Below are 19945 nucleotides of genomic sequence, written 5' to 3'. Positions count from 1 at the left end.
CCGTCGCCCGCGGGCGGACGCTCACCGCAATCGGGTGCACCAGGCGGCGTGGAGCCTGCGTCCTGCGCCGTTGAAGTGCAGCACCCTCGCACGTCCACCTCGCCATCGCGCGCCGCCGCCGTCGGGCTCGGCCCGCTCGGCGTGCAACTGCACGTTGTACGAAGGGTCGAGCGCGGCGCCGGCGCCGATGCTGGCGAGGGCGAGGTTGAGCGCGGCCTTCTGGCGCCACCGGACGTCGCGGCGCCCATGCACCCATTGCGCGATCCCGGCGGAGGAGCGGAGCCACCCGTCGACCGCCTCCAGACCCACGCGGTCGGCCACGAAGAGCCCGTCGTTCACGACGTGGGGATACGCGGCGAGGGCGGGGTCTCCGCGCGTGAGTGAAGCGATCTCCCCGGCGGTCGCATGATAGATCGCCGTGAGGGCAGCGCCGAGGCACGCGGGGCCGCCGGGCATGGATTCGGGCGCGATGAGCACTTTCCCGGCCGGCAGGCGCGCGTGCTGCTCGAAGAGCTCGGCGAGCGAGTCGAGCACGAGCAGGTCGGCGTCGAGGCAGAGGTACTGCCGCGCATCGACCGCGCGGGCCATCGCGTAGAGCACGCCTTTCAGCGCGGGCGACGGCGCGCGCGTCGCGCGGCATCGCACGACCTCGGCGCGGTGCTGCGCGGCCACCCGCTCGCAGCCCGGCGACACCCCCTCGATGAACACCACCTTCAGCGCGTCCGGGATGCCGCCGCGGCGTTCGATGGAGTCGAGCAGCGCGTCGAGGAGGCCCGCCTGCCCCTCCCCCGCGACGACGGCCACGCAACGCTCCGCGCGGAGGGGCGCATCGGGGAGCGTCACGTCCGCTGCATCGAGGCAATCGCGGAACGCGTCGCGCCCCGCCGGCGGCGGCACGTCGCGCGCAACGGCTGCCCCCGAGGCCGCGGCGCGGTACCGCTCGACAGCGGCCTGCGGCATCGCCCGCGGCGCCTCGACGCGGCGCCAGCCCGAGCTGTCGAGGAAACGCCCCGCGTCGAAGCGCCACGCGTTGCGCCCGTGGCGCACATACACGAACACGCCGCCGTTCCCCACGCGCTCGAGCCGAGCCCCGCGGGTCGTGAGCGCCCGGAGCAGGGCGGCGTCCTCGGCGAGGTTCGTGTCCGGATACCGGACGCCGCCATCGAAGAGGGACCTGCGGAACATCAATGTCCCTCCGTGCACGTCTTCCACGAACATCCGCTGGTGGAGCCGCCTCGACGTGCCCCAGAACTCCCCCTCGGGCAGCTTCAGGGTATACGCGTTCTCGAGCCCCGTGACGTCCGCGCGCCCCGCCGCGATGGGCTCGGCCTGGAGGCGCAATCGCTCGGGGCCGTACCAGTCATCGTCGTCCCAGTGGGCGATGAGCTCCCCCGTGGCGCTCTGGCACGCGACGTTGCGCTTCGCGCCGATGGACATCTTCTGCGGGAGGCGCAGGTAGCGCACGCCGGGAGCGCCCTCGCAGAGGTCGCCCACCGGATCGCCGCCGTCGTCGACAACAACGAGCTCGCGATCGGGCAGCGTCTGCGCGGCGAAGAGCTCCAGCGCGAGCGTCACGAAGGGCCTCCGGTCGGCCGTGGGCATGATGCACGACACGCGAGGCAGCTCGGGTGAACGCCGCGGCTGCCCGTCCGCGCCCCTCGCCGACGGCAGCGCGTCGGGGTCCACCCGCGTCCACGCGCTGCTCGCGGGGCGCTTGGGCGACACGTTGCCCGGGTGCACCGTGGCGACGCAGAGGCCAGGATCCGCGAGGTCGACGAGGCGCCCGCGCGGCACCGAGCGCACGAAGCGGGTGTCCTCGCCCACCTGCACCTCGGCGAAGGGGTTCTTCTCCCAGAAGGCCTTTCGATACACGAGGGTGTTGCCCGTCACGTACGCGTCGGCGCCGCGATACTCATAACGCCACGCGCGCCCCGTCGCGGGCTCGTGGTACCAGGTCGTGCGGCTGCCGCACGCGTCGGCGTCGCGCGAGCGCAGCGCCTCGAGCTGAATGCGCACGCGCCACGGAGGGTACCAGTCGTCGTCGTCCCAGTGCACGATGACCGCGCCCCGCGCCTCGCGGCAGAGCGCGTTGCGCTTTTCGCCCAGCGAGAGCTTCGCAGGATGGCGCAGGTAGCGTATCCGCGGGTGCTCGGGCACGAGGTCTCTCACCGCGTCGGCGCCGTCGTCGAGGATCACGAGCTCGATCGCGTCGATGTCCTGCGAGAGAAAGCCCTCGATCGCGCGCGGCACGAAGGCGCGTCGATCGTGCGTGGGCATGATGCAGGTGGCGAGCATCGGTCGGCGGCGTCGGCGCTCCGCTCACGACGGCGTGGCGGCCTCACGGGTGCGGCGGTTCTCGATCACGGCGAGACCCAGACGGTCATCTTCGTGCATGCCGGACTCCGCCGTCCAAAGGCGCGTGACATCATACCCCGCGGCCTGGATCCGCGAGAGGGCTTTGCCGACCGTGCCGTGCGCATAGATCGCGTCGTGGATCAGGATCAGGCCTCCGGGGCATACCAGGCGTGACGCCAGCTCGAACTCGGCCCAGACGTGCTCCTCGGTGTGGATCGAGTCGAGCAGCGCGGCCTCGTACCGCTCCCCGGCCTCCAGCGCGGCGGCCATGCCCTCGAGCGAACCCACCGTGCGCTCGTCGATGCACCGACCGATGGATTCGGGCAGCATTCTCCACAGCTCGCTCCGCTCCGCGTGGCGATAGGGGTCGAGGGTGACCACCCGGCCCTCGGCGCGATGGGCCACCGCCGACGCGAGGCAGGCGGCGGAGATGCCGCGGGCGGTGCCCGTCTCGAGGACGCGCACGCATCCATTGGTGCGCACCAGGTAGTGGAGCAGCGCCAGCAGAGGGAACGTCGAGGGGTCGGCCACCCGGGCGGTTGTGGCGTCGGTGACGCCGTAGAACGACCAGGCGAGCGACGCGAGCCCGAAGCGCCCGATCCACGCGCGCAGCGCGTCGAGGAACGCCGCGTAGGGGTCGCCGCCGCCTCCCCCCGCGAGGGGGTCGGAGACCCGCACGAACTTGTTGCGCTGCTCCGGGTACTTGCGCCGGCCCACGCCGCTGAAGTGGAGCACCCGCACCGGCCTGCCGTGCCACTCGGCGCGCGCGCGGCCGTCGCGCTCGGCCCACTCCACGTCCTGCGCGTGGAGCTGGAGGTTCCAGGTTGGATCGAGCTCGACGGCGCAGTCCAGCCGGGCCAGCGCCAGGTTGAAGATGAACTGGTTACGCCACCAGTTGTCGCGTCGCTGGTCCACCCACGCGACCGCGCCGGGGAGCTCTCGGATGAAGCCGTCGAGCGCGAGCATCGCCGAGCGTTCGGCCGCGAACAGCCCGTCGTTGACGGCGAGCGGGTACGCGAGCTCGGCGTCGGTGATCTTCAGCGCCTTGAGGTCGTTCGCGTTGCCCCAGTACGCGTCGCGGAACGCGTGGCCGAGGTTCGCGAGCCCCCGGCTGTTGCCCTCGCGGCACACAAGGATGCTCCCGCTGGGCGCCGCCTCGAGCGCGGCGAAGATCGGGCGCAGGTCGCCCAGCACGAGCATATCGGCGTCCAGGCAGAGGTACCGCTCCGCGTCGACAACGCGTGCGACCGTGTAGAGCAGCGCCTTGCTCGTCGCGTTGATGCGCGCGTGCGACCGGCACGGGATGAGCGTCGCGCCGTACTTGCCGGCCACCCTCACGCACTCCGCGTCGGCGTCGAGCGCGAACACGACGAGCAGCGCGTCCTGGCAGCCGCCGTGGGCGTACAGCGACCCGAGCATGTCGTCGAGCAGCTCGGTGTACCCCGGAGACACAACCGTCGCGATGCAGCGCCGCGCGGACGGCACCACGCGAGGCAGGGTGATCTCGGCGCGTCCCAGGCAATCGAGGAGGCGCTCCGCGGCGCGCGCCGGCGGCGCCTCGTCGAGCACCGGGTCGAGCCAGACCGCGTGGCAGAACTCCCAGCGGCTCGTGCGGATCTCGAGCTCCAGGGTGTTCGCGCCGCGCACGTCGGCGACGAGCTCCCGCGGCGGCGCTCCCGCGAGCACGTGAGGCACGACGGCGACGAGGCGGCCATCGGCGAATACCGAGAAATCCGCGGAGGAGCGGCCCGGCGGCACGTCGTCGTTGAGCGCCACGTGGCAGCGGAGGGCGCCGTAGCGCCCGCCGAGCGAGAAGCGCACGCGCGAGGGCGGATGCGCGCTCAGGGCGTGCGAATACGAGCGGTCGGCGACGCGCACGGGCTTGTTCTCGTAGCCGAGGCTGCCGTGAAGACCGAGCTGGCCATAGCCGACACGAACCTGGGTGGGCGTGAGGTCGGTGAGATACACGGGAAGGGGCTCCATCGCCGCGGGGCGTCTCTTGACGCCGATGGTCGTTGAAATGCCCCTCGCGTTCAAGCCACAAGGTGCTCCAGGCCCGAGCTTGACCGCGGGCGTGATGATGCTTCCCGCGGGCTTCGGCGACGGAGGCAACAACCGCGCGGCGTCGGGTCATGCGCCAGCGCGGGGTGCCGCGCGCTCATGTCGAAGCGACAGAAGAAGGCGACGAGCTCATTCATCCACCCTGCCCCTCCAATCCGGTGGGCGTCTCGTCGAGCGCTACGAGCACATCAACGCCCTGGTCATTGATCTCGTAGAGATCGTCGAGGTGGATGTGGTACCCGCGGTTGGCCTCGTTCTCTGGCATCTGCGCCAAGCCGATCAGGCTGCGCGCGAGGAGCAAGAGCCCCTCCCGGTTCCCCTTGATCGTGAAGCTGTTTCCGTGCTTCGCCGCCGTGAGACGGCAGCCCGGGGTAGGGATCAGAACGGGCAGCCCGCTCTCATTGTATTCAATCCGAACAACTGTATCAACAATCATACCTTGAGCCTAAATGATTGATTCGCACCATCTTCTCACTCGCCCGTCTCGCGCTTCCACGTATCGATCGCCTCCTGCATCGCCGAGACGATGGTGCCGTTACCCTGAAGGGCCCCGGGCAGCTGAGCGTCGCCATCTGCCGCGGAAGAGAACCCCTTGAGGTTGATATACTTCTCGTCAGCAGCACCTCGGTCGAGATGCACATGCGGACCGCGTTCGTCGACATGCACCTCGACCTGGTGCGTTCCAAAACGTCGTCGACCGAGCTTGGTAATACTTCCGTGCTTCCACTCCTTCTTCGCTGATGCGGCGCCGCCGCTCAACACGGGCTTGGGCACCGCCTGGATCGATGCCCTCAGCTGATCCGCTTCAGTCTTGATTTTTCCGAGGTCCTCTGCGGCGATCGGTTGCAATTCCGGATCGGCGCCGTCCTTCTTCGACTGCTCGACACGCCCCTCCAACGATGTCACAGACGGCTGAAGTCGCTGAAGCTCGATCTTTTGCCTCTGGAGCGCGTTCTTGTGATCGATGAACGGCTGGCGGTCGGCGGTACCTGCAGTGCGGATGCTTTCGTTAGCCGCATGCGTAGCCGTCTCGTTGGCCTTCAATTCGTTATCGATCGCGGTCTTGCAGTCGCCTGTCGCTGCAGTCGCCGCCGCCAACGCCTGCTTGAAGCGATCTTCGTCGGACTGCTCCTTCTCGGGTCCGTCCTCCTCTGGATTGATCACTCCGTGGACATGGACCTTGACCTTCTTGCCGCTGGTGACGGTGATCAGCTCGAGCGATGTCAGCTTGTACTTGTTGCGAATCGCAGGTAGGCGGCTCCGAACCTTTCCGAGGTTCGCATTCTTCCCAGCGAGAAGTTTGTCCGCATCCCGCACGGCATTGTGCAGGTCCGCCTTCTTCTGCGCGTCCGTGCGCTCGTCCGGCTTGCCGTCCTTCTTGTCCTTCCCCGTGACCCTGCCGATGATCTTCTTGACGACGTTGAAGACCTTGTCGATCACGAAGTCCACGGCCTTGCTGACCTTGGCCTGCACCTTCGTGATAAAGCTCTTCACCTTCGCCGCAAGCCCCCCGAGGCCGAGCAAGCTCGCGAGGAACCCGATAAGGATCGGGATCATCCTTGAGAGCGCCTGCTCGATCCACGCCGCGGCGCCGCCCACGTCGCCGTTGGCGATGCGGTCGACCGAGTTCACGACCGACTCGATGAAGTCGAGGATGCGGCTGAGGTTCGCCGCCAGCCACGCCCCGACGTTGTAGACCATGATGATGGCCTGAATGATCGCGCCCGCGGGGTTGAACATCGACGCGATCTTGGTGATCGCCGACGTGATCACCTTGGCGATCACCCAGTCGAGGATGGCGTCGATCACCATCCCCTTCAGGTTGCCGACGAACGCCTCCATCTCCGCCCAGAGCGCGGCCGGGCCGGAGGTGAAGAGCTTCATCAAGATCTCGACGACCTTCTCGAGCACCGAGACGGCGCGCTCGCCGACCTTCTTGACGATCTTCGGCCGGATGTTCGCCCACGTCAGGCCGAGCACCCCCAGCACGAGCTTCAGGATCGACGGGAGCGTCAGGTCCGACGGGATCTCGACGCCGGCCTTCGTCAGCTCGCCGAAGAGCCATGTCATGAAGCCCTTCTTGATGTGCGTCCAGATGTTGCCGACGAAGCGCGAGATGCCCTGTTTGATCGCCGAGAGCAGGTTGCCGAGGAACCCGATGGGGTCGGCGACGATCTTCTTGACGACGCCGGCCGCCTTCTTGAACAGCGACACCACGCGATCGGCGAACTCCGCCAGGATCTTGACGATCTCGCCGATCTTGTCGGCCAGGCCCTTCAGCGCGCCCTTGTTGGCGTCCTCCATCTCCTTGGCCGCGGCGTCGGCCTTCTCCGAGGCGTCCTTGTATTTCTGCGCGAGCTTCTCGGCGAGATCCTGCGCCTTGTCGTCGATCGACTGCTTCAGCTCGTCGAACCTCGACTGCACGTCCGCCTGGGCCTGCTGCCCGACGGCCCTGAGGCTCGGCGACAGGCCCGCGACATACGTCTTCACCTCGGCCTGACCCGCGGCCACGATGGCCTTCGCCTCGGCGAGCCGCTGGTCGACCATGCCGGCCACCCGCACCGCGAGCGCGTCCATCTGCGTGGTGAAGCGCTGGCGCGCCCGCGCGATGATCGCCTTGATCTCGGGCGGCGTGTCGCGGAACAGGTCGGCGATCCAGCGCGCCCCGCCCGTGATCCCGCTGTAGCGGTCGGACTTGAAGCGGTCGATCTCCGCGTTGGCGCTGCTCTTCATCGCCGCGAGCGCCGCGTCGGCGCCGGCGTCGAACACGGCCATCACGTCGGCCTCGAGCGTGCTGAGCTTCGCCTCGACCTTCGCCTTGGTCTTGTCGAAGATCGCGGCGATCGTGTCGGTGACCTTCTTGCGCTCGGCCTCGTCCTTCTCCTTGGCGAGCTGCTGCCGCGACTTGGCCTTGTTGCCCGTCGACCCCTTCGTCGCCGTCAGGGCCGCGAGCCCCTTGCCCGAGTCGCCCGTGGCGCCCGCCTTCGCCTGCACAAGCGCCTTCTGCTCGCCCGCGCGGTACTTCGCCGGCCCCGCTGCAGCCGTCTCCTTGGCCTTGTCCCGGGCCGTCAGCACCGAGCTGAAGCGAGGATCGTTGGCCTTGGTCATCTGCTCGGAGGTGAGCTCCGCGTCCTTCATCTTCTGGTCGGCCGAGGCCGACGCGTCCTTGGCGGTCTTGTCGACCTGGGCCTGCGGCTTGGGCGCGGGCATCGCCTCGGCGCCCGCGACCGGCGGCGCGGCGGTCGCGGGCTCCGACGGGAGCGGCGTCACCTCCTTGCCCTCGACCTTGCCGGTGTCTGGCGGCGCCTTCGTGGCCTGCTCCGTGGGGCCGGAGGCGCCCTCCTTCTGCTGCTTGACGTTGCTCGCGACAGAGCCCTTGATCTGCCCGCTCTCGCCGCCCTTCATGAACTTGTCGGCGTCGTCGAGGTTCTTGGGCATCACCTTGTCGATCTCGGCGCGCAGCACGGCGAGGAAGCCGCCCGTCGTGGGCTTCTCCGCCTTCGCGTCCTTGATCTCGTCGACCTGGTTGGCGCGCGCCCCTGCCACCTTCTCGTTCGCGGGCGCCTTCGCCGCGGCCTGCGCCTCGGCCGCCACTCTCGCGGCCGGCGGGCGCTGACCGACCTTCTTGGCGCTCGCCTGCAGCTGCGCCATCACCTTCAGGAAGCGCGGGTCCTTCGCGGCCTTCGCGACCCGGACGCGAGGTGAGCGCACCGCAGGCGTGACGATGCCCCCCGCCGGCTTCGGCGACGGAGGGAACAGCCGCGCGGCGCCGGCCATGGGCTCAGCGACCCCCTTGCCTTGCGAAGTCCGAGAGGTGCCGCAGCGGGCATTGCCCGCCCGACTTGCGGTATTCGCGCACCACCGCGGCCTCGATCTGTGGGTTGCTCACGAGCGCGTTGACCTCCGCCGCGAGCAGCGCGGCGTGGAGCACCGCGTTCCGGATCTGTCCCCCCGTGAGCTGGCACCGAGAGGCCACCTCGGCGAGCAGCGCCCCGTCGACAGCGTGCTCGGGCGGGAGGTGGAGCTGCCAGAGCGCGTGACGCTCGGAGGCGTCGGGCGCGCGAAAGTCCACGACGACATCCATGCGGCGCTGAAAGGCCGTGTCGATGTGCGAGCCCGCGTTGGTGGTCACCACCACGATGCCCTCGTACGCCTCCAGCCGTTGCAGCAGGAAGTTGGTCTCGAGGTTGGCGTAACGGTCGTTGGAGCTCTGCACCCCCGTGCGCTGCGCGAGCAGGGCGTCCCCCTCGTCGAGCAGGAGGATCACGTCGAGCTCCTCGGCGAGCGTGAACACCTGGTTCAGGCTCTTCTCCGTCTCACCGATGTACTTGTTCACGACCGAGGCCAGGTCGACGCGGTAGAGCTCCATGCCGAGCTCCGCCGCGAGGACGCGCGCCGCGAAGGTCTTGCCCGTGCCGCTCGGCCCCTGGAACATCGCGCGCACGCCCGGGTTGAGCCCGCTGCGCAGCACCGGCCCCACGCGCTCGCGGATCGTCTCCCGCTGGCGGCAGCGCGCCTCGAGATCGCGCAGGTCGCGCAGCGTCTCGGGAGGCAGCGCGAGGGACGTCCACGCGCCCTCGCACGTCACCCTGGCGGCCAGCGTGTCGAGCGCCTGGCGGTGCAGCGTCTGCGCGGCGCGGCGCACGTCATCGAGGGCGACCTCGCGGCGGCCGTCGAGCCGGGCGAGCGAGCGCGCCACCGGGGCGGCGCGGCGGATGTGCCCGCTGGTCATGCGGAAGCGCGACGCGAGGTCGTCGAGGGCTGGGCAGGGCGTGTCGCCGAGCGCCGCGCGCCAGTGGGCGCGGCGCTCGCCGGCCGCGGGCATCCCCAGCGTGAGCGTGAGCGCGCCCTCGACGCCGGGGCCCCGCGCGCCCCCCTGCCGCCCCATGACCACGCCGAGCAGCTCGCCTCGCTCCGCGAGCGAAGGGACATCGATGGTCTCGCCGGGCCCCGCGTCGAAGACCGCCACAGGGACGGCGTTCAGGAGCGTCGCGAGCGACCCGAGCGTTCGCCAGCGGTGGTCATCATCACGCGCGAGGCCGCGCGCCTCGAGCACGCCCCGCCCCACGGCGTGCGCGACAGCGCCGAGGAGCGTCCGGCGGCCGCAATGGCGAGGGCCGCGGACGAGCAACGCCCTCACCTCCCCCGAGGCGAGCAGCTCGGGCAGGCGCGCGAGCTCGCGGCGCAGCGCCTCGGGTGCGATGAGCCCTCCGAGCGGCACGAGCGCCTCGCGAGGGCGGTGCGTGAGCCACGCCGCGACGCCGTCGCTCGCCTCGCCGCGGAGCGCGTCCCACACGGGAGCATGCACATGGAGCTGCCATTGCGTGCGCGGCGCGTCCGGGTTGAGCACGCCGACGAGCCCGAGCTCGTGCAGGCGCCGGAGACGGGCGCGCACCTCCCCGCGATCGACCTCGCCGCGCCACCATGCATTGACGAGCCCGAGCGTGGGGCGCTGCTGTCCGGAGGTGCCCTGCGCGGCGTCGAAGAGCAGACCGAAGCGCGGGTCTTCTTCCTGAAGGCCCAGCGAAAGGAGCAGCGTCAGGGCGTCATGGTCGAGCCCCGCGGCCTCCCGCAGCGCGCGCAGCGGCAGGTGCTCACCCGCGCCGCGCTCGAAATCGGCGATGGCCGCGGGCCACCACGCGGGGTCCTCGATCGAGCCCTCGGGGAGCTCGTCCCGGTACCCCGCGAGAAAGGGGAGCTGCTCGAGGAGCGCGTCGACGCTCTCGAAGCCGCGGGCGGCCTCGCCGATCACCCGCGCGACGGCCGCGAAGAGGTGCAGCCGAAAGTGCTCTGCGGCTCCCTCGCTCAACATCGATTCCGCTACCCCTCCGCTCTGCACCGGGCGCCTGAAACGCCATCGTTATGCCCCGTCATTCTACGACCGCATGCGCTCCCAGGGCCATCAGGTTCATCGCCGCCGGTCATGAAACCGATTGACCGGGCGCAATCGAATGTGGCACGGTGACCGCCGACATTCAGTAGGTGAAGAGGGTTCTGGGGCTTCACGACCATCGCCGGGTGCTGCACCTGCAAGAAGCGCAGGTGACGAGGTGTCGATCGATCGGGACCGCCGGAGCCTCCTCACGGGGTGCACGGTTTCAGCTCTTGCGAAGGAGACGAGCGAATGGCCACGGTGTTCCCGCGCGTTCGGCCGGGCGATCTCATCACCGCCCAGCAGTTTAACCTCCTCCTCGATGCGCTGGAAGCCCTGGCCTCACGCGTTGAAAAGATCGAAGCGGAGGAACCGACGGCCGTACGCATCGACGCGTTCGAGCCCCCCGGGCAGCAGGAGGTCGGGCGCAACGTGACGATCCGCGGCGCCAATTTTGTGGTGCCCATGTACGATCCGGTCCTGGGCACGCTGCGCAATATCATCCGCATCAACGAGGTCCCGATTCCCGTGGAGAGCTATGTGTTCACCTCCACGGGAACCAGCGCGTCGAGCCTCAGCTTCCGCGTGCCCGATACGGTGCTGTCGGGGGGGGGCGCGTCGAGCGCTTCATTCGTCGTTTCGGTCGAGAACGAGAACGGGCGCGCCTCACGCAACTACGCCTTCGTCCGATCGACGGCGACGCAGCCCTCGCCGACAATCAGCGAGGTGAGCGGCCCCGGCTCGGGCACCAACCTGATCATCGGCCAGCCGGTGACGGTGCGCGGGACGAACTTCGCCGGCAACCAGACGCGGATCGAGCTGCTCTACGTGGACGGCACGACCGAGGTCGTCTACCCCAGCGCAACAGGCGAGCAGCCCATCTCGGTCACCGGCTCGAGCTCGGAGCTCAGCTTCGTATTTCCGGACACGAGACCACGGATCAACGTCAACCTGACCGGCCGCGAGGTGTCCGTGCGGGTATCGGTCACGGGTGCACCGCAATCCGCCCAGGCAAACGCCCGAGTCTTCCCTTCAGGCTAGGAGTCCACGAGGTCCCATGCGGTCGCTCAAAAAGTTCCTCGTCGTCACGCTCTCGCTCCTCGCGGCAGCCTCGGGGGCTGCGTGCGCCAAGAACCTCCTCAGGGTCACCATCCCCGCGCGCGCGGCGAACAGCGCGTCGATTCACGCGGTCGACATCTGGATCGACCAGACGCCCCTCCGATTGGAAGATGGTGGGCCCTTGAGCACGGGCGACGACGGCACGCCGTTCGAGGGCCCGCTCAGCATGGAGATCAAGGACCATACGGGGAGCGGACCCACGCAATTCCTCCCTGGGGGCTCCGACTTCGCCGTGAACTATGGCGCCCCGACGGTCACGGCGCTCTTCGCGAGCGGCGCGAGCGCGGTGTTGATCCCTCCCGCGAACATTCCTGCGGATAGCCCGACCAACAACACCCGCCGCAACCGCTACCGCCTCAGGCTCACCCTGGCTCACACCACGCGCAACGATGGGACGTGCGAGATCACCAACCCAGCGCCCCCTCAGAACTGGGAGATCGTCCTGAAGAGCACCGTCCCGAGTCGGTTCTGCGTCGTGAGCATGGCGCCCGCCGGACCGCCCTGCGCAGGTGAGCCTGCGGTGCTCACCAGCGGGAGCCTCGCCGGGCTCCAGGTGATGCAGCTCGAGAACAGCAGCGGCCCCATGCCGACGATCCAGGGCGTGAACAATTGCTCGGACGTCCTCTCCGACAATCCGCTGCCCCGCTGACGCTCACGCCTCGAACCAGAACGCCACGTATCTCCCCGCCGCGGGCACCCAGCCCACGTCGCGGTCGATCCCCGCGCGCCTGACCTCGATCGGCAGGTCGGCGAGCGACATCGTCACATCCACTCGGCTCGCCGTCGCGCGCACGCGGGCCCTCCGCAAGAGCATCACCTCGACGACCTCGCCCCGCGCCACGCCCAGCGCCTCGGCGAGCCTCGCGCGCACGTGCGGGATCAGGCCCGCGATCCAGCGGTCGATCGCGCGCCCTCCCGCCGCGCTCGAGCGCTCCGCCGGCGCCACGCCGTCGTCCACGAGCCACTCGTCGGGGAGCGTCCACCCCTCGGGCGCATCGAGGCCCTCCCCGGGCGCCTCGAAGCCTGCGCGCCCCGCGATCGCCGCGAGTAATCCCCACAGGGGGTCGTCCTCGTGCCCCTCCCCGAGCAGCGCGCGGCCGGCCAGCGCGAGCCAGTCCCACAGAGGGAGCGAGATGCCCGGCTCCCGCGGCGTGAAGCAGTCGCCATAAAGGCCCAGCCTGATACCCACGTAGACAAGGAAGAACACGCCCCCGAGCGCCGTCTCGATCTCCCATGCATCGATGGCCTCGTAACTCGGCTCCTCGTCGCCGCGCTCGGCGTGCTCGGGGCGCTCCTGCGCGCACGCTGGCCCGGGGCGCGGCTCAGCGGGCTCTGCGCCCCTCCCTGCTGCAACGTCGTCTCCCGCCCTCTCGCGAGACAGCGAGACGCCCGCGGCGGCCTCGACAGCATCGCTCCCAGGCGCCTCCCGGGCGCCGCGCGCTTCGCTGGTCTCTCGCGCGCCGGCCGCCATCGGCGGCGGCGCCGCGGCCGCCTGCTCCGAGCGATCGCCGCGCGGCGCGACCTCGCGCGCCCGGTCGACCTGCATCGGCGCGGCGGCGCCCGGCGCCTCCTCAGGACCGCTCGCGCCCGTCCGCCCGTCCATCGCCGTGGACCGCGCGCCCTCGCTCGGTTCGCCGGGCTCGCGCGCCTGCGCGCCCGACTCACCCGCGGGGGAAAGAGCGCGCGCGGCGACGCCCGCGCCGCGCTCCGGCCGCACGCCGCGCACCCACCGCCGCGCGGCCTCTGCAAAGGCGCCGCTGCGCACCCGCGACGGCGCGCGCACCAGCATCAACCCCACAAGCACCAGCGCGTCCGCGTACGTTTCCCCGGTCCTCCGCTCCGGCACCACGGCGCGCCACGTGGGCTCGCCCTGGTCCTCTCCGGGCGCGCGCTCGCTCGTAGCGCCCTCCGGCGCCGCTTCGAACACGGCGCGCAGCGCCGGAAGCCCGTGCACCTCGAGCATCGGGAGCAGCACCGCGCGTCGCTCTTCGACCGTCAGCGCCTCGACGAAGCGCACCGCGTCGCCGCTGCGCGCGAGCGCCGACAGCGCTCCCGGGACGTGCTCCGGCGCCTCCCGCCAGGCCCCCGCCACGAGCCGCTCGGCACTGCCGGCGTTGAGCCGCCCGGCCCACCACCAGCGCTCCGCGATCACCCCGTCACACGCGTCGCGCGCGAGGCACGCGAGCATCTCGGCGTGGTCGTTGAAGAGCACGGCCTCGGCCGCGGCAGGCACGGCCTCGCGCGCGGGCCGCGCAGCGCCGCGCGCCACGCGATCGACCTCGGCCTGGAGCGCCCGCTCCCACGCGCGCAGCACGGACGCGTCGATGCCGCGGTCGAAGACGGCCGAGGAGCGCACGCGCAGCGAACGCACGATAAGCACCGCCGCCGGGGGCAGCCACGAAGGGCGCAGGTCCACGGCCCCGAGCAGGGACTCCGCGCGAAGGCGCACGGCGAGCGGATCGCGGGCGCCCCGCACCCGCATCCGCTCGACCGTCATCGCATCTCCGCGCAGCAGGGCCATATCCGCGGAGATCAGGAGTACGTGGCGTAGCCCCAGTGAGACACATTGAATGGCGCGCCGCCGTGGTAAGGGACGGCCCCGCGCGCGAAGATCACGTAGGGCTGCACCGCGCTCCCGGGCGCGCGCACCGCCTGGATGTTCTCGCGCACCTGGTAGATCCAGAACATCTCGTCGGTGGCTGTCGACACGGCCGCGTGGCGCAGCGCCTCTTCGAGGAGCCCGCGGACCCGCGAGCCCTCGATCACCGTGTGCGCCTCGAACGCCGGCGGCCCCTCGGGGATCGCGCCGCCCGGCGGTCGGAGCGTGAGGCCGTGGAAGAACTCCGCGACGGAGAACCCTCCCCGGGAGGGATTGCCCACGATGGGCAGCACGCCCACAGGCGGGAGGTGCGTGAAGAACCGCGACGCCCTGAGCTCCTCGGCCTTCACCTTGCGCTCCGCGAGGCTCATGTGCAGCAGATCGTCGATCTGCTCCTGAAACTGCACGAGCAGCGCCTCGGACTCCGCCCTCGACGCGTCGGAGAGCAGCGGGCTCCAGCGGTCGCCGCGGTCGCGGAGCGCGATCCGCCTGCGCACCGACCATCGGTCGACGAAGACGAACCCAACCCCCGCCTTCCAGTAGAAGACCGCGAGCGGCACCTCGGCGTCGGGGATCACTTTTTCCGCGCGGAGATCGTCGACCAGCCGCTGTCTCGTGGGCGTGCCGAAGGGATCGCGGGCCATGTCGAGCGCGTGCTCGTGGTCGAAGCACCGCGACGCCAGGCGGCTCCGCAACCTCTCTTCCTCGTCGGCGCCGAAGGCGCTTGCCGAGAGGCGCCTCGTGATGCAGCGCGTCCGGAAGGTCACGCCGTCGATGAGGTACTTCGCGTTGCACGCGCCAGCGCTGCTCCCGAGGCCCGTGACCGGCGCCCGGCCGCGTGTCCCTTGCGCCGGCCCGATCGTGACGATCCACAGGTCACGGCCGCTGAGGTAGTCGCCGCGCGCGGGCTCGTCGCACACGTGGAACAGCCCCGCGCCGCCGCCGCCGGACACGGGGCTCACCGAGGACTGGGACGTGGGGGAGAGCGAGATCTCCAGGCCCTCGGGGACCTGCAGCGGCACCCCCTCGCGGTTCACGGCCAGGCCGGCCTCGACGCGCAGCACGGGCTCGGTCGCTGCGCCCGCGCGCGAGACCTCGAGGCCGTGCACGACGCCGTCGCCCAGGGCCACGCCGAGCAGCGCCCGCGCCTCCCGCTGCGCCTGCTGCTCCTGCTGGAGGTCCTCGGCGGAGAGCAGACGCCCATTGAAGAACTTGATGGACTGGATCCCGCCCTCGAGCAGCGGTTGCAGCAGTTGCGCGGTGTTCATGACGCTGGTTGCCTCCCGCTAAGGCGCGATCCTCCACGCCACGATGTCGATCTGTAGGACGAGCTTGGTGACGTTCTCGCCGTCGCGCTGGCACCGCAGCTGGAACCTCCCGATCTTCTCTTTGTGGTCGAACGGTTGGACGATGTTCACCGTGACGTTGGAGCCTCTTTCTTCCCTTATGTCGATCACGGGCATCGCATGCAGCGCGAAAAAGAACTTCCCTGGGTCGGTCGCCGCCGGATCGAATTCGAACTCGATCAACACGAACGGCCCCGGTGGCCCGCCCCCGACGGACGTGGCCCGCATTCCATTCACGGCCGGTCCATCCACGACGACGTTGCCAGCCGTGATCGTCACTGCGCGCGAATCGCCCGCCGGACCCGTATCGCCCGTGGCTCCGGTGGGCCCCACAGGTCCGGTGGGCCCCGCAGGTCCAGTCGCTCCAGCGGCCCCTGGCGCGCCGCTGGCTCCGGTAGGCCCAGTGGGCCCGGCAGGCCCCGTCGCGCCGCTGGCTCCGGCAGGCCCCGTAGGCCCAGTGGCCCCGGCCGGCCCCGTTGCGCCGCTGGCTCCGGCAGGCCCCGTAGGCCCGGTGGGCCCGGCTGGTCCAGTCGCTCCAGCGGCCCCCGTCGCGCCGTCGGCTCCGGCAGGCCCCGTGGGCCCAGGGGGCCCGGCAGGCCCCGGCACGCCCGACCCCACGGTGCCCTCGCGCATCACGTCGGCCGTGCACAGCAGGTATTCTTTGTAGAAATCCGAGTGCAGGAGGAACGGCCGCTCGCTCTCGTCGATCGTCACGGAGAGCGGGTCTGCCGACAGCTCCCAGCGCGCCGCGGCGTCGAGCGCGTTGCGCACCACCTGCACGTGCAGCGTCGCGAGCAGGATCCCCGAGGGCACGTTGCGCTCTCGCGAAGGGGGCTCCCCTGTCGCGTCCTGCCCCGGCGCGAGCCAGTCGGCGTTCGACCGCAGCTCGGTCACGTACAGCCTCAGCGCGGCCCGCAGCCAGCGCTCGGCCTCGCTCCGCGGGATGGTGAGGCCGGCGGGCGGCGGCGTTTGCATGAACGGCGGTCCCGGAGGCGAGCTCGCGGCCGCGGCCGCGCGGATCGCGTCGAGGAAGTCCTCGAGCTGCCCGTCGACGGGCGACGTGTCGACGAGGGGGACCCGCGCGAGCCAGCACGCGAAGCCGTGCGCCCCCTGAAGCTCGATCTGCTGCGGTGGGCGGAGCGAGAGCGTGAGCGAGAACGCGTCCTTGATGCGCGCGTCGACGAGCACGTCGTCCTCGCTGCGGCACGGCTCGCCCGGGATGGGCCGCTTGTCGGTCGTGCACTCGGCGTAATCGAGCACCACGTAGACAGTGAGTGTGCCGGTGTCCGCGGGAGAGCCCGCCACAACCGCCTCCGCCACGGCATTGCGGTGCGCGCTCCGCTCTCGCTCCGACGCGTACCCCCCCGACCCGAGCCAGGTGTCGAGCTGCGCGCACTGCTCCGCGGGCACGCGCACGATCTCGCCCCGGGGCGTGGCCGCGACCCCCGGGCGCACGACCACCTCGAGCGCGCTCGCAGCGCCCCGGGTCGTCACCTTGAGCCCGCGCACGGTCCCGTAGCCCAGGAGGTCGCGCACCACGTGACGGAGCGACTCGGCGTGCCAGGTCTGCTCCTGCACGAAGTCGTCGACGCCGAGCACCATTCCCAGCGTGTAGTTCACGCGTTTGTGGGGATCGATCACGATGGGCCTGAGCCTTGACGACGGTTCGAACACACTCATGCGCTCGTCTCCTGTGAAACCCCTTGAACCACTTGAAGCGTGCTCTCCGAGATGCGCCTCCGGTCGACGGCGCCGTCGGGCAGCGCGGTGGCGACGTACGCCTGCGCCAGGTAGCTCCTGCCAGCCACCGCGGGGGGCAGGAGGTCGGGCGCACGCCCGCCGAGGTCGACGAGGGTGTCGTGCCCGAGCCGCGCGCGCCCCACGCGGAACATCGCCCAGTAGAACATCACGTTGAAGGTCGTGTGGGCGGGCTTCTCGAGGGCCACGACGCGCTCCGCGACCCTGAGCCGCTCCCGGAGCGCGGCCTCGTCCGCGGCGCCGCCCGGCGGCACCGGGACGAGCACCGTGAAGCGATGCGCTGTCCTCCGCGTGGGGCGCACCGCGGACTCGTAGCGATACCAGTCGTCGAGCAGCCGGGCGTTGCCTGCCAGAGGGTCCGGGTACATCACCGCGCCGAAGCCCGCGGCGTCCGTGCCGTGCGCGGCGCGGAGCGCATCGATGCTCCGGTACCGGCTCTCGAGGTAACCGCGCCAGCCAGGCTCATCGACCCCATCGGGCAGGTCGGGCAGCGCCAGGACACCGCGCACGAAGGCCCGCCACGCGTCGGCGTCGGCGTCGCCATCGCGCGCGCGCGTGGGAAAAGTCTCGGGGATGGGCGCCGCGGGCTCGCCCGCGCGGCGCGGGCCGTCGGACGGCTCACCTCGGCGCCAGCGGTCGAGGAAGAGCCCATAACGCTCCAGGAGCGCCCCCAGGCCCTCCGAAGGCTTCCAGGGCTCTCCCGGGTCCACGACGGCGAGGGTCCCTTCGGGGTCGCGGCCGCTCGCGTCGCCCAGCAGCGCCCCGGGGAACTCCCTTGCCCTGAACTGCTCGACGACCCGCACCCCGAAGGGCCCGTACGCGTCGGCCCCCTCGTCCGAGAAGAGCCGCTCGTCCACGCATTCGCTCGTGGCGAGCGCGACCGCCGCGCGCAGCCCCCGCACCGTGCCCCGCATCTGGAAGAACTGCATCGCATGGCGGATGAAGAGCCGCCGGCGCCGGTCGTCCCACGTCGGATCGAGCAGCACGCCGAACCACGAGGCGAGCCAGTCGAGCGCCTCGGGCGGGCACGAGCGCACGTCGAAGAGCATCTGCCCGGCCGCGATGCGCCCCTCGATCGTGGTGAAGGTGCCCTCGAAATTCGCCAGGAAGCGCTCGAGAAAACCGCTCACGTCGTGATCGCGGTACACCCCCGGGAGGTATCGGTCCCGGTACGAAAACCGCGGGTACCATACCCGCAGCGCGCGCAGCGAGGGCGACCGCACCCCGTCGCCCGAGAGGCGCAGGCGCAGCTGGAGGTGCCGCCCCCGGGCGTTCTGCAGGAGCACTTCCCAAGTCCCCTCGCCCTCGCGCTTGCCCTGCGGCACGAACGGCAGCTCCGAGCCATCGCGCCGCCTGTACGTGAACGCCGGCTCGCGCTGCCACGCGCCGAGCGCGAGCGCGTCCTGCTCGTCGTTCGCCCGACTCCACACCTCGACCGAGGCCCCGCCGGGAATGGCCCCGTCGAGGTCCAGCTTGTGCCACACGCACCCGGGCTCGCGGCTGTCGAAGCTCCGGGTCTCGATCTCGCCCTCGGCTTCGAAGCGCGGCCGCTGCTGGATCACCAGCGGGATCCAGCGCCCGCCGGAGTCGTAATGCACGCGCCCCGCGGCCGTCACGAGCCCGAGCCCCGCGTGGAGGCGCATCGGCACGTAATCGGTGTGCGCCACGAGCCGCACGGGCGGCGGCGCGTCAGGGGCGTCGGGCAGAGCGCCCGCGGATTGGTCGACCTCGAGCCTCACGCGAAACGCCTGGTTTCCATGGCTCGACGTGAGGAACACGTCGCCTGTCCACGGCCACGGGCATCCGGCGTCGGGGACGAACGCCACGTCGAACGCGTGCGGCGTGAGCTCCGGCACGTCCCCCGGCGATCCCATCGCCTCGTCGCGCGCGCCCTCCCAGAGGAGCTCCTGGAAGCGCGACACCGAGAGCTCGGCCACCTGGGCGCTCGTGACGGCGCCCCCGCTCGTCATGTGGCGAATCAGCCTCACCCGCGACTCGGACCCGCCATGGTCGAGGACCATCACCGACCCGTCGGGCAGCCCCTCGATCGCGATCGGATCGCCCGAGAGCGCGTCGAACGCGTCGCTCGCGTCGACCGGGCGCGCGGGCTCGACGCTCTGTTCGCTCGACGCCGGCGCCGGCGGCGACGGCGAGAAGCCCCCCGGCGCCGAGGCCGTCGAGGAGGCGCGCCGCACGACGCGGAGGTGGCGGTCGAGGCGCCAGTAGCGGCCCCTGACCCCTCGATCGGGATCGCCCCTGTCGAGGATCCACAGGGCCCCTTGGGGCGCGAGCGCCATGTCCCGGATCCGGAGCGGCAGCGCGCTGGGCCACAGCATCTGGATCGGCTCGCCGCCGCCGAAGAGGTCGAACACGAGCAGCCGCACGGAGCCGTCGTCGCCGTGTGCGCCCACCACGAGGTAATGGTCGTCGGTCACCGCGAGTCCCGATAGCACCCAGCGCGGCGGCTCATCGTCGCGGACCGCGGGCCCGAACGCGCCGGTCTCGCGCTCCGCGCGCGCCTCGGCCGGTACGGGCCAGAACGTGGCTGTCTCGCGGCTTCCCGACGAGGTCACGACGATCGCGCGCTCGGAAGGATCGATCCAGTACCAGTTGCCATGATGGTCCATGGCGGCGCCGCGGTGGTCGCTCACGCCCGGGATGCGGTCGCTCCGGCCTGTACGAAACCTGAATGTCTTCGCCCGGAGCGAGACCTCGTTGCGCGCGCCATTCCACACGACCCGATCGTTCGTGAGCGGCGACGACTCGGAGCCAGGGACGCCCCAGTCGTCCTGCCCGAGGAGGAGGTGGTACCTCGTTCCGTTGACGTCCTTCATA

11 protein-coding genes are annotated in these 19945 nt (G+C 71.0%); 2 read left to right on the top strand and 9 right to left on the bottom strand.

The window, feature by feature from the left end; all coding sequences use genetic code 11:
* Positions 1 to 21: 21 nt before the first annotated feature.
* The 5 genes from WMF45_RS11710 to WMF45_RS11690 form a co-directional block, all read right to left on the bottom strand.
* A complete protein-coding gene (locus WMF45_RS11710) occupies positions 22 to 2277 on the bottom strand; it encodes a glycosyltransferase family 2 protein (protein WP_437716992.1) in 2256 nt (751 codons plus the stop codon).
* A gap of 42 nt (positions 2278 to 2319) precedes the next feature.
* Entirely contained in the window at positions 2320 to 4323 is a 2004-nt protein-coding gene (locus WMF45_RS11705; RefSeq protein WP_437716991.1) for a CmcI family methyltransferase, read from the bottom strand.
* Positions 4324 to 4549: 226 nt separating this feature from the next.
* On the bottom strand, positions 4550 to 4852 hold the full coding sequence (locus WMF45_RS11700) for an Imm32 family immunity protein (RefSeq protein WP_437716990.1): 303 nt from the start codon (positions 4850 to 4852) through the stop codon (positions 4550 to 4552).
* A 35-nt stretch (positions 4853 to 4887) separates the two neighbouring features.
* Complete coding sequence (locus WMF45_RS11695; RefSeq protein WP_437716989.1) at positions 4888 to 8193, bottom strand: phage tail protein; 3306 nt, start codon at positions 8191 to 8193, stop codon at positions 4888 to 4890.
* 4 nt (positions 8194 to 8197) lie between these two features.
* Complete coding sequence (locus WMF45_RS11690; protein ID WP_437716988.1) at positions 8198 to 10228, bottom strand: ATP-binding protein; 2031 nt, start codon at positions 10226 to 10228, stop codon at positions 8198 to 8200.
* 312 nt (positions 10229 to 10540) lie between these two features.
* On the opposite strand from WMF45_RS11690, the gene WMF45_RS11685 reads away from it, so the two are divergent.
* A complete protein-coding gene (locus WMF45_RS11685) occupies positions 10541 to 11329 on the top strand; it encodes a hypothetical protein (protein WP_437716987.1) in 789 nt (262 codons plus the stop codon).
* 16 nt (positions 11330 to 11345) lie between these two features.
* Positions 11346 to 12056: a hypothetical protein gene (locus WMF45_RS11680; protein WP_437716986.1), complete on the top strand. Its 711-nt coding sequence runs from the start codon at positions 11346 to 11348 to the stop codon at positions 12054 to 12056.
* Between the two features lie 3 nt (positions 12057 to 12059).
* On the opposite strand, the gene WMF45_RS11675 is transcribed toward WMF45_RS11680, so the two are convergent.
* The 4 genes from WMF45_RS11675 to WMF45_RS11660 are packed head-to-tail and all read right to left on the bottom strand — an operon-like array spanning position 12060 to position 19944.
* A complete protein-coding gene (locus tag WMF45_RS11675; protein WP_437716985.1) occupies positions 12060 to 13904 on the bottom strand; it encodes a hypothetical protein in 1845 nt (614 codons plus the stop codon).
* 35 nt (positions 13905 to 13939) lie between these two features.
* Positions 13940 to 15274, bottom strand: coding sequence for a hypothetical protein (locus WMF45_RS11670; RefSeq protein WP_437716984.1), 1335 nt, complete (start codon positions 15272 to 15274; stop codon positions 13940 to 13942).
* A gap of 18 nt (positions 15275 to 15292) precedes the next feature.
* Positions 15293 to 17032: a collagen-like triple helix repeat-containing protein gene (locus WMF45_RS11665; RefSeq protein ID WP_437716983.1), complete on the bottom strand. Its 1740-nt coding sequence runs from the start codon at positions 17030 to 17032 to the stop codon at positions 15293 to 15295.
* A complete protein-coding gene (locus tag WMF45_RS11660; RefSeq protein ID WP_437716982.1) occupies positions 17029 to 19944 on the bottom strand; it encodes a phage tail protein in 2916 nt (971 codons plus the stop codon). Before WMF45_RS11660 ends, WMF45_RS11665 begins: the two co-directional genes overlap by 4 nt.
* Between the last annotated feature and the right edge of the window lies 1 nt (position 19945).

The organism is Sorangium sp. So ce448 (genome assembly GCF_051520915.1).
GTDB lineage: Bacteria > Myxococcota_A > Polyangia > Polyangiales > Polyangiaceae > Sorangium > Sorangium cellulosum_B.
Note: the sequence above shows the minus strand (reverse complement) of the source record. Positions and strands in the feature narration are given on the sequence as shown.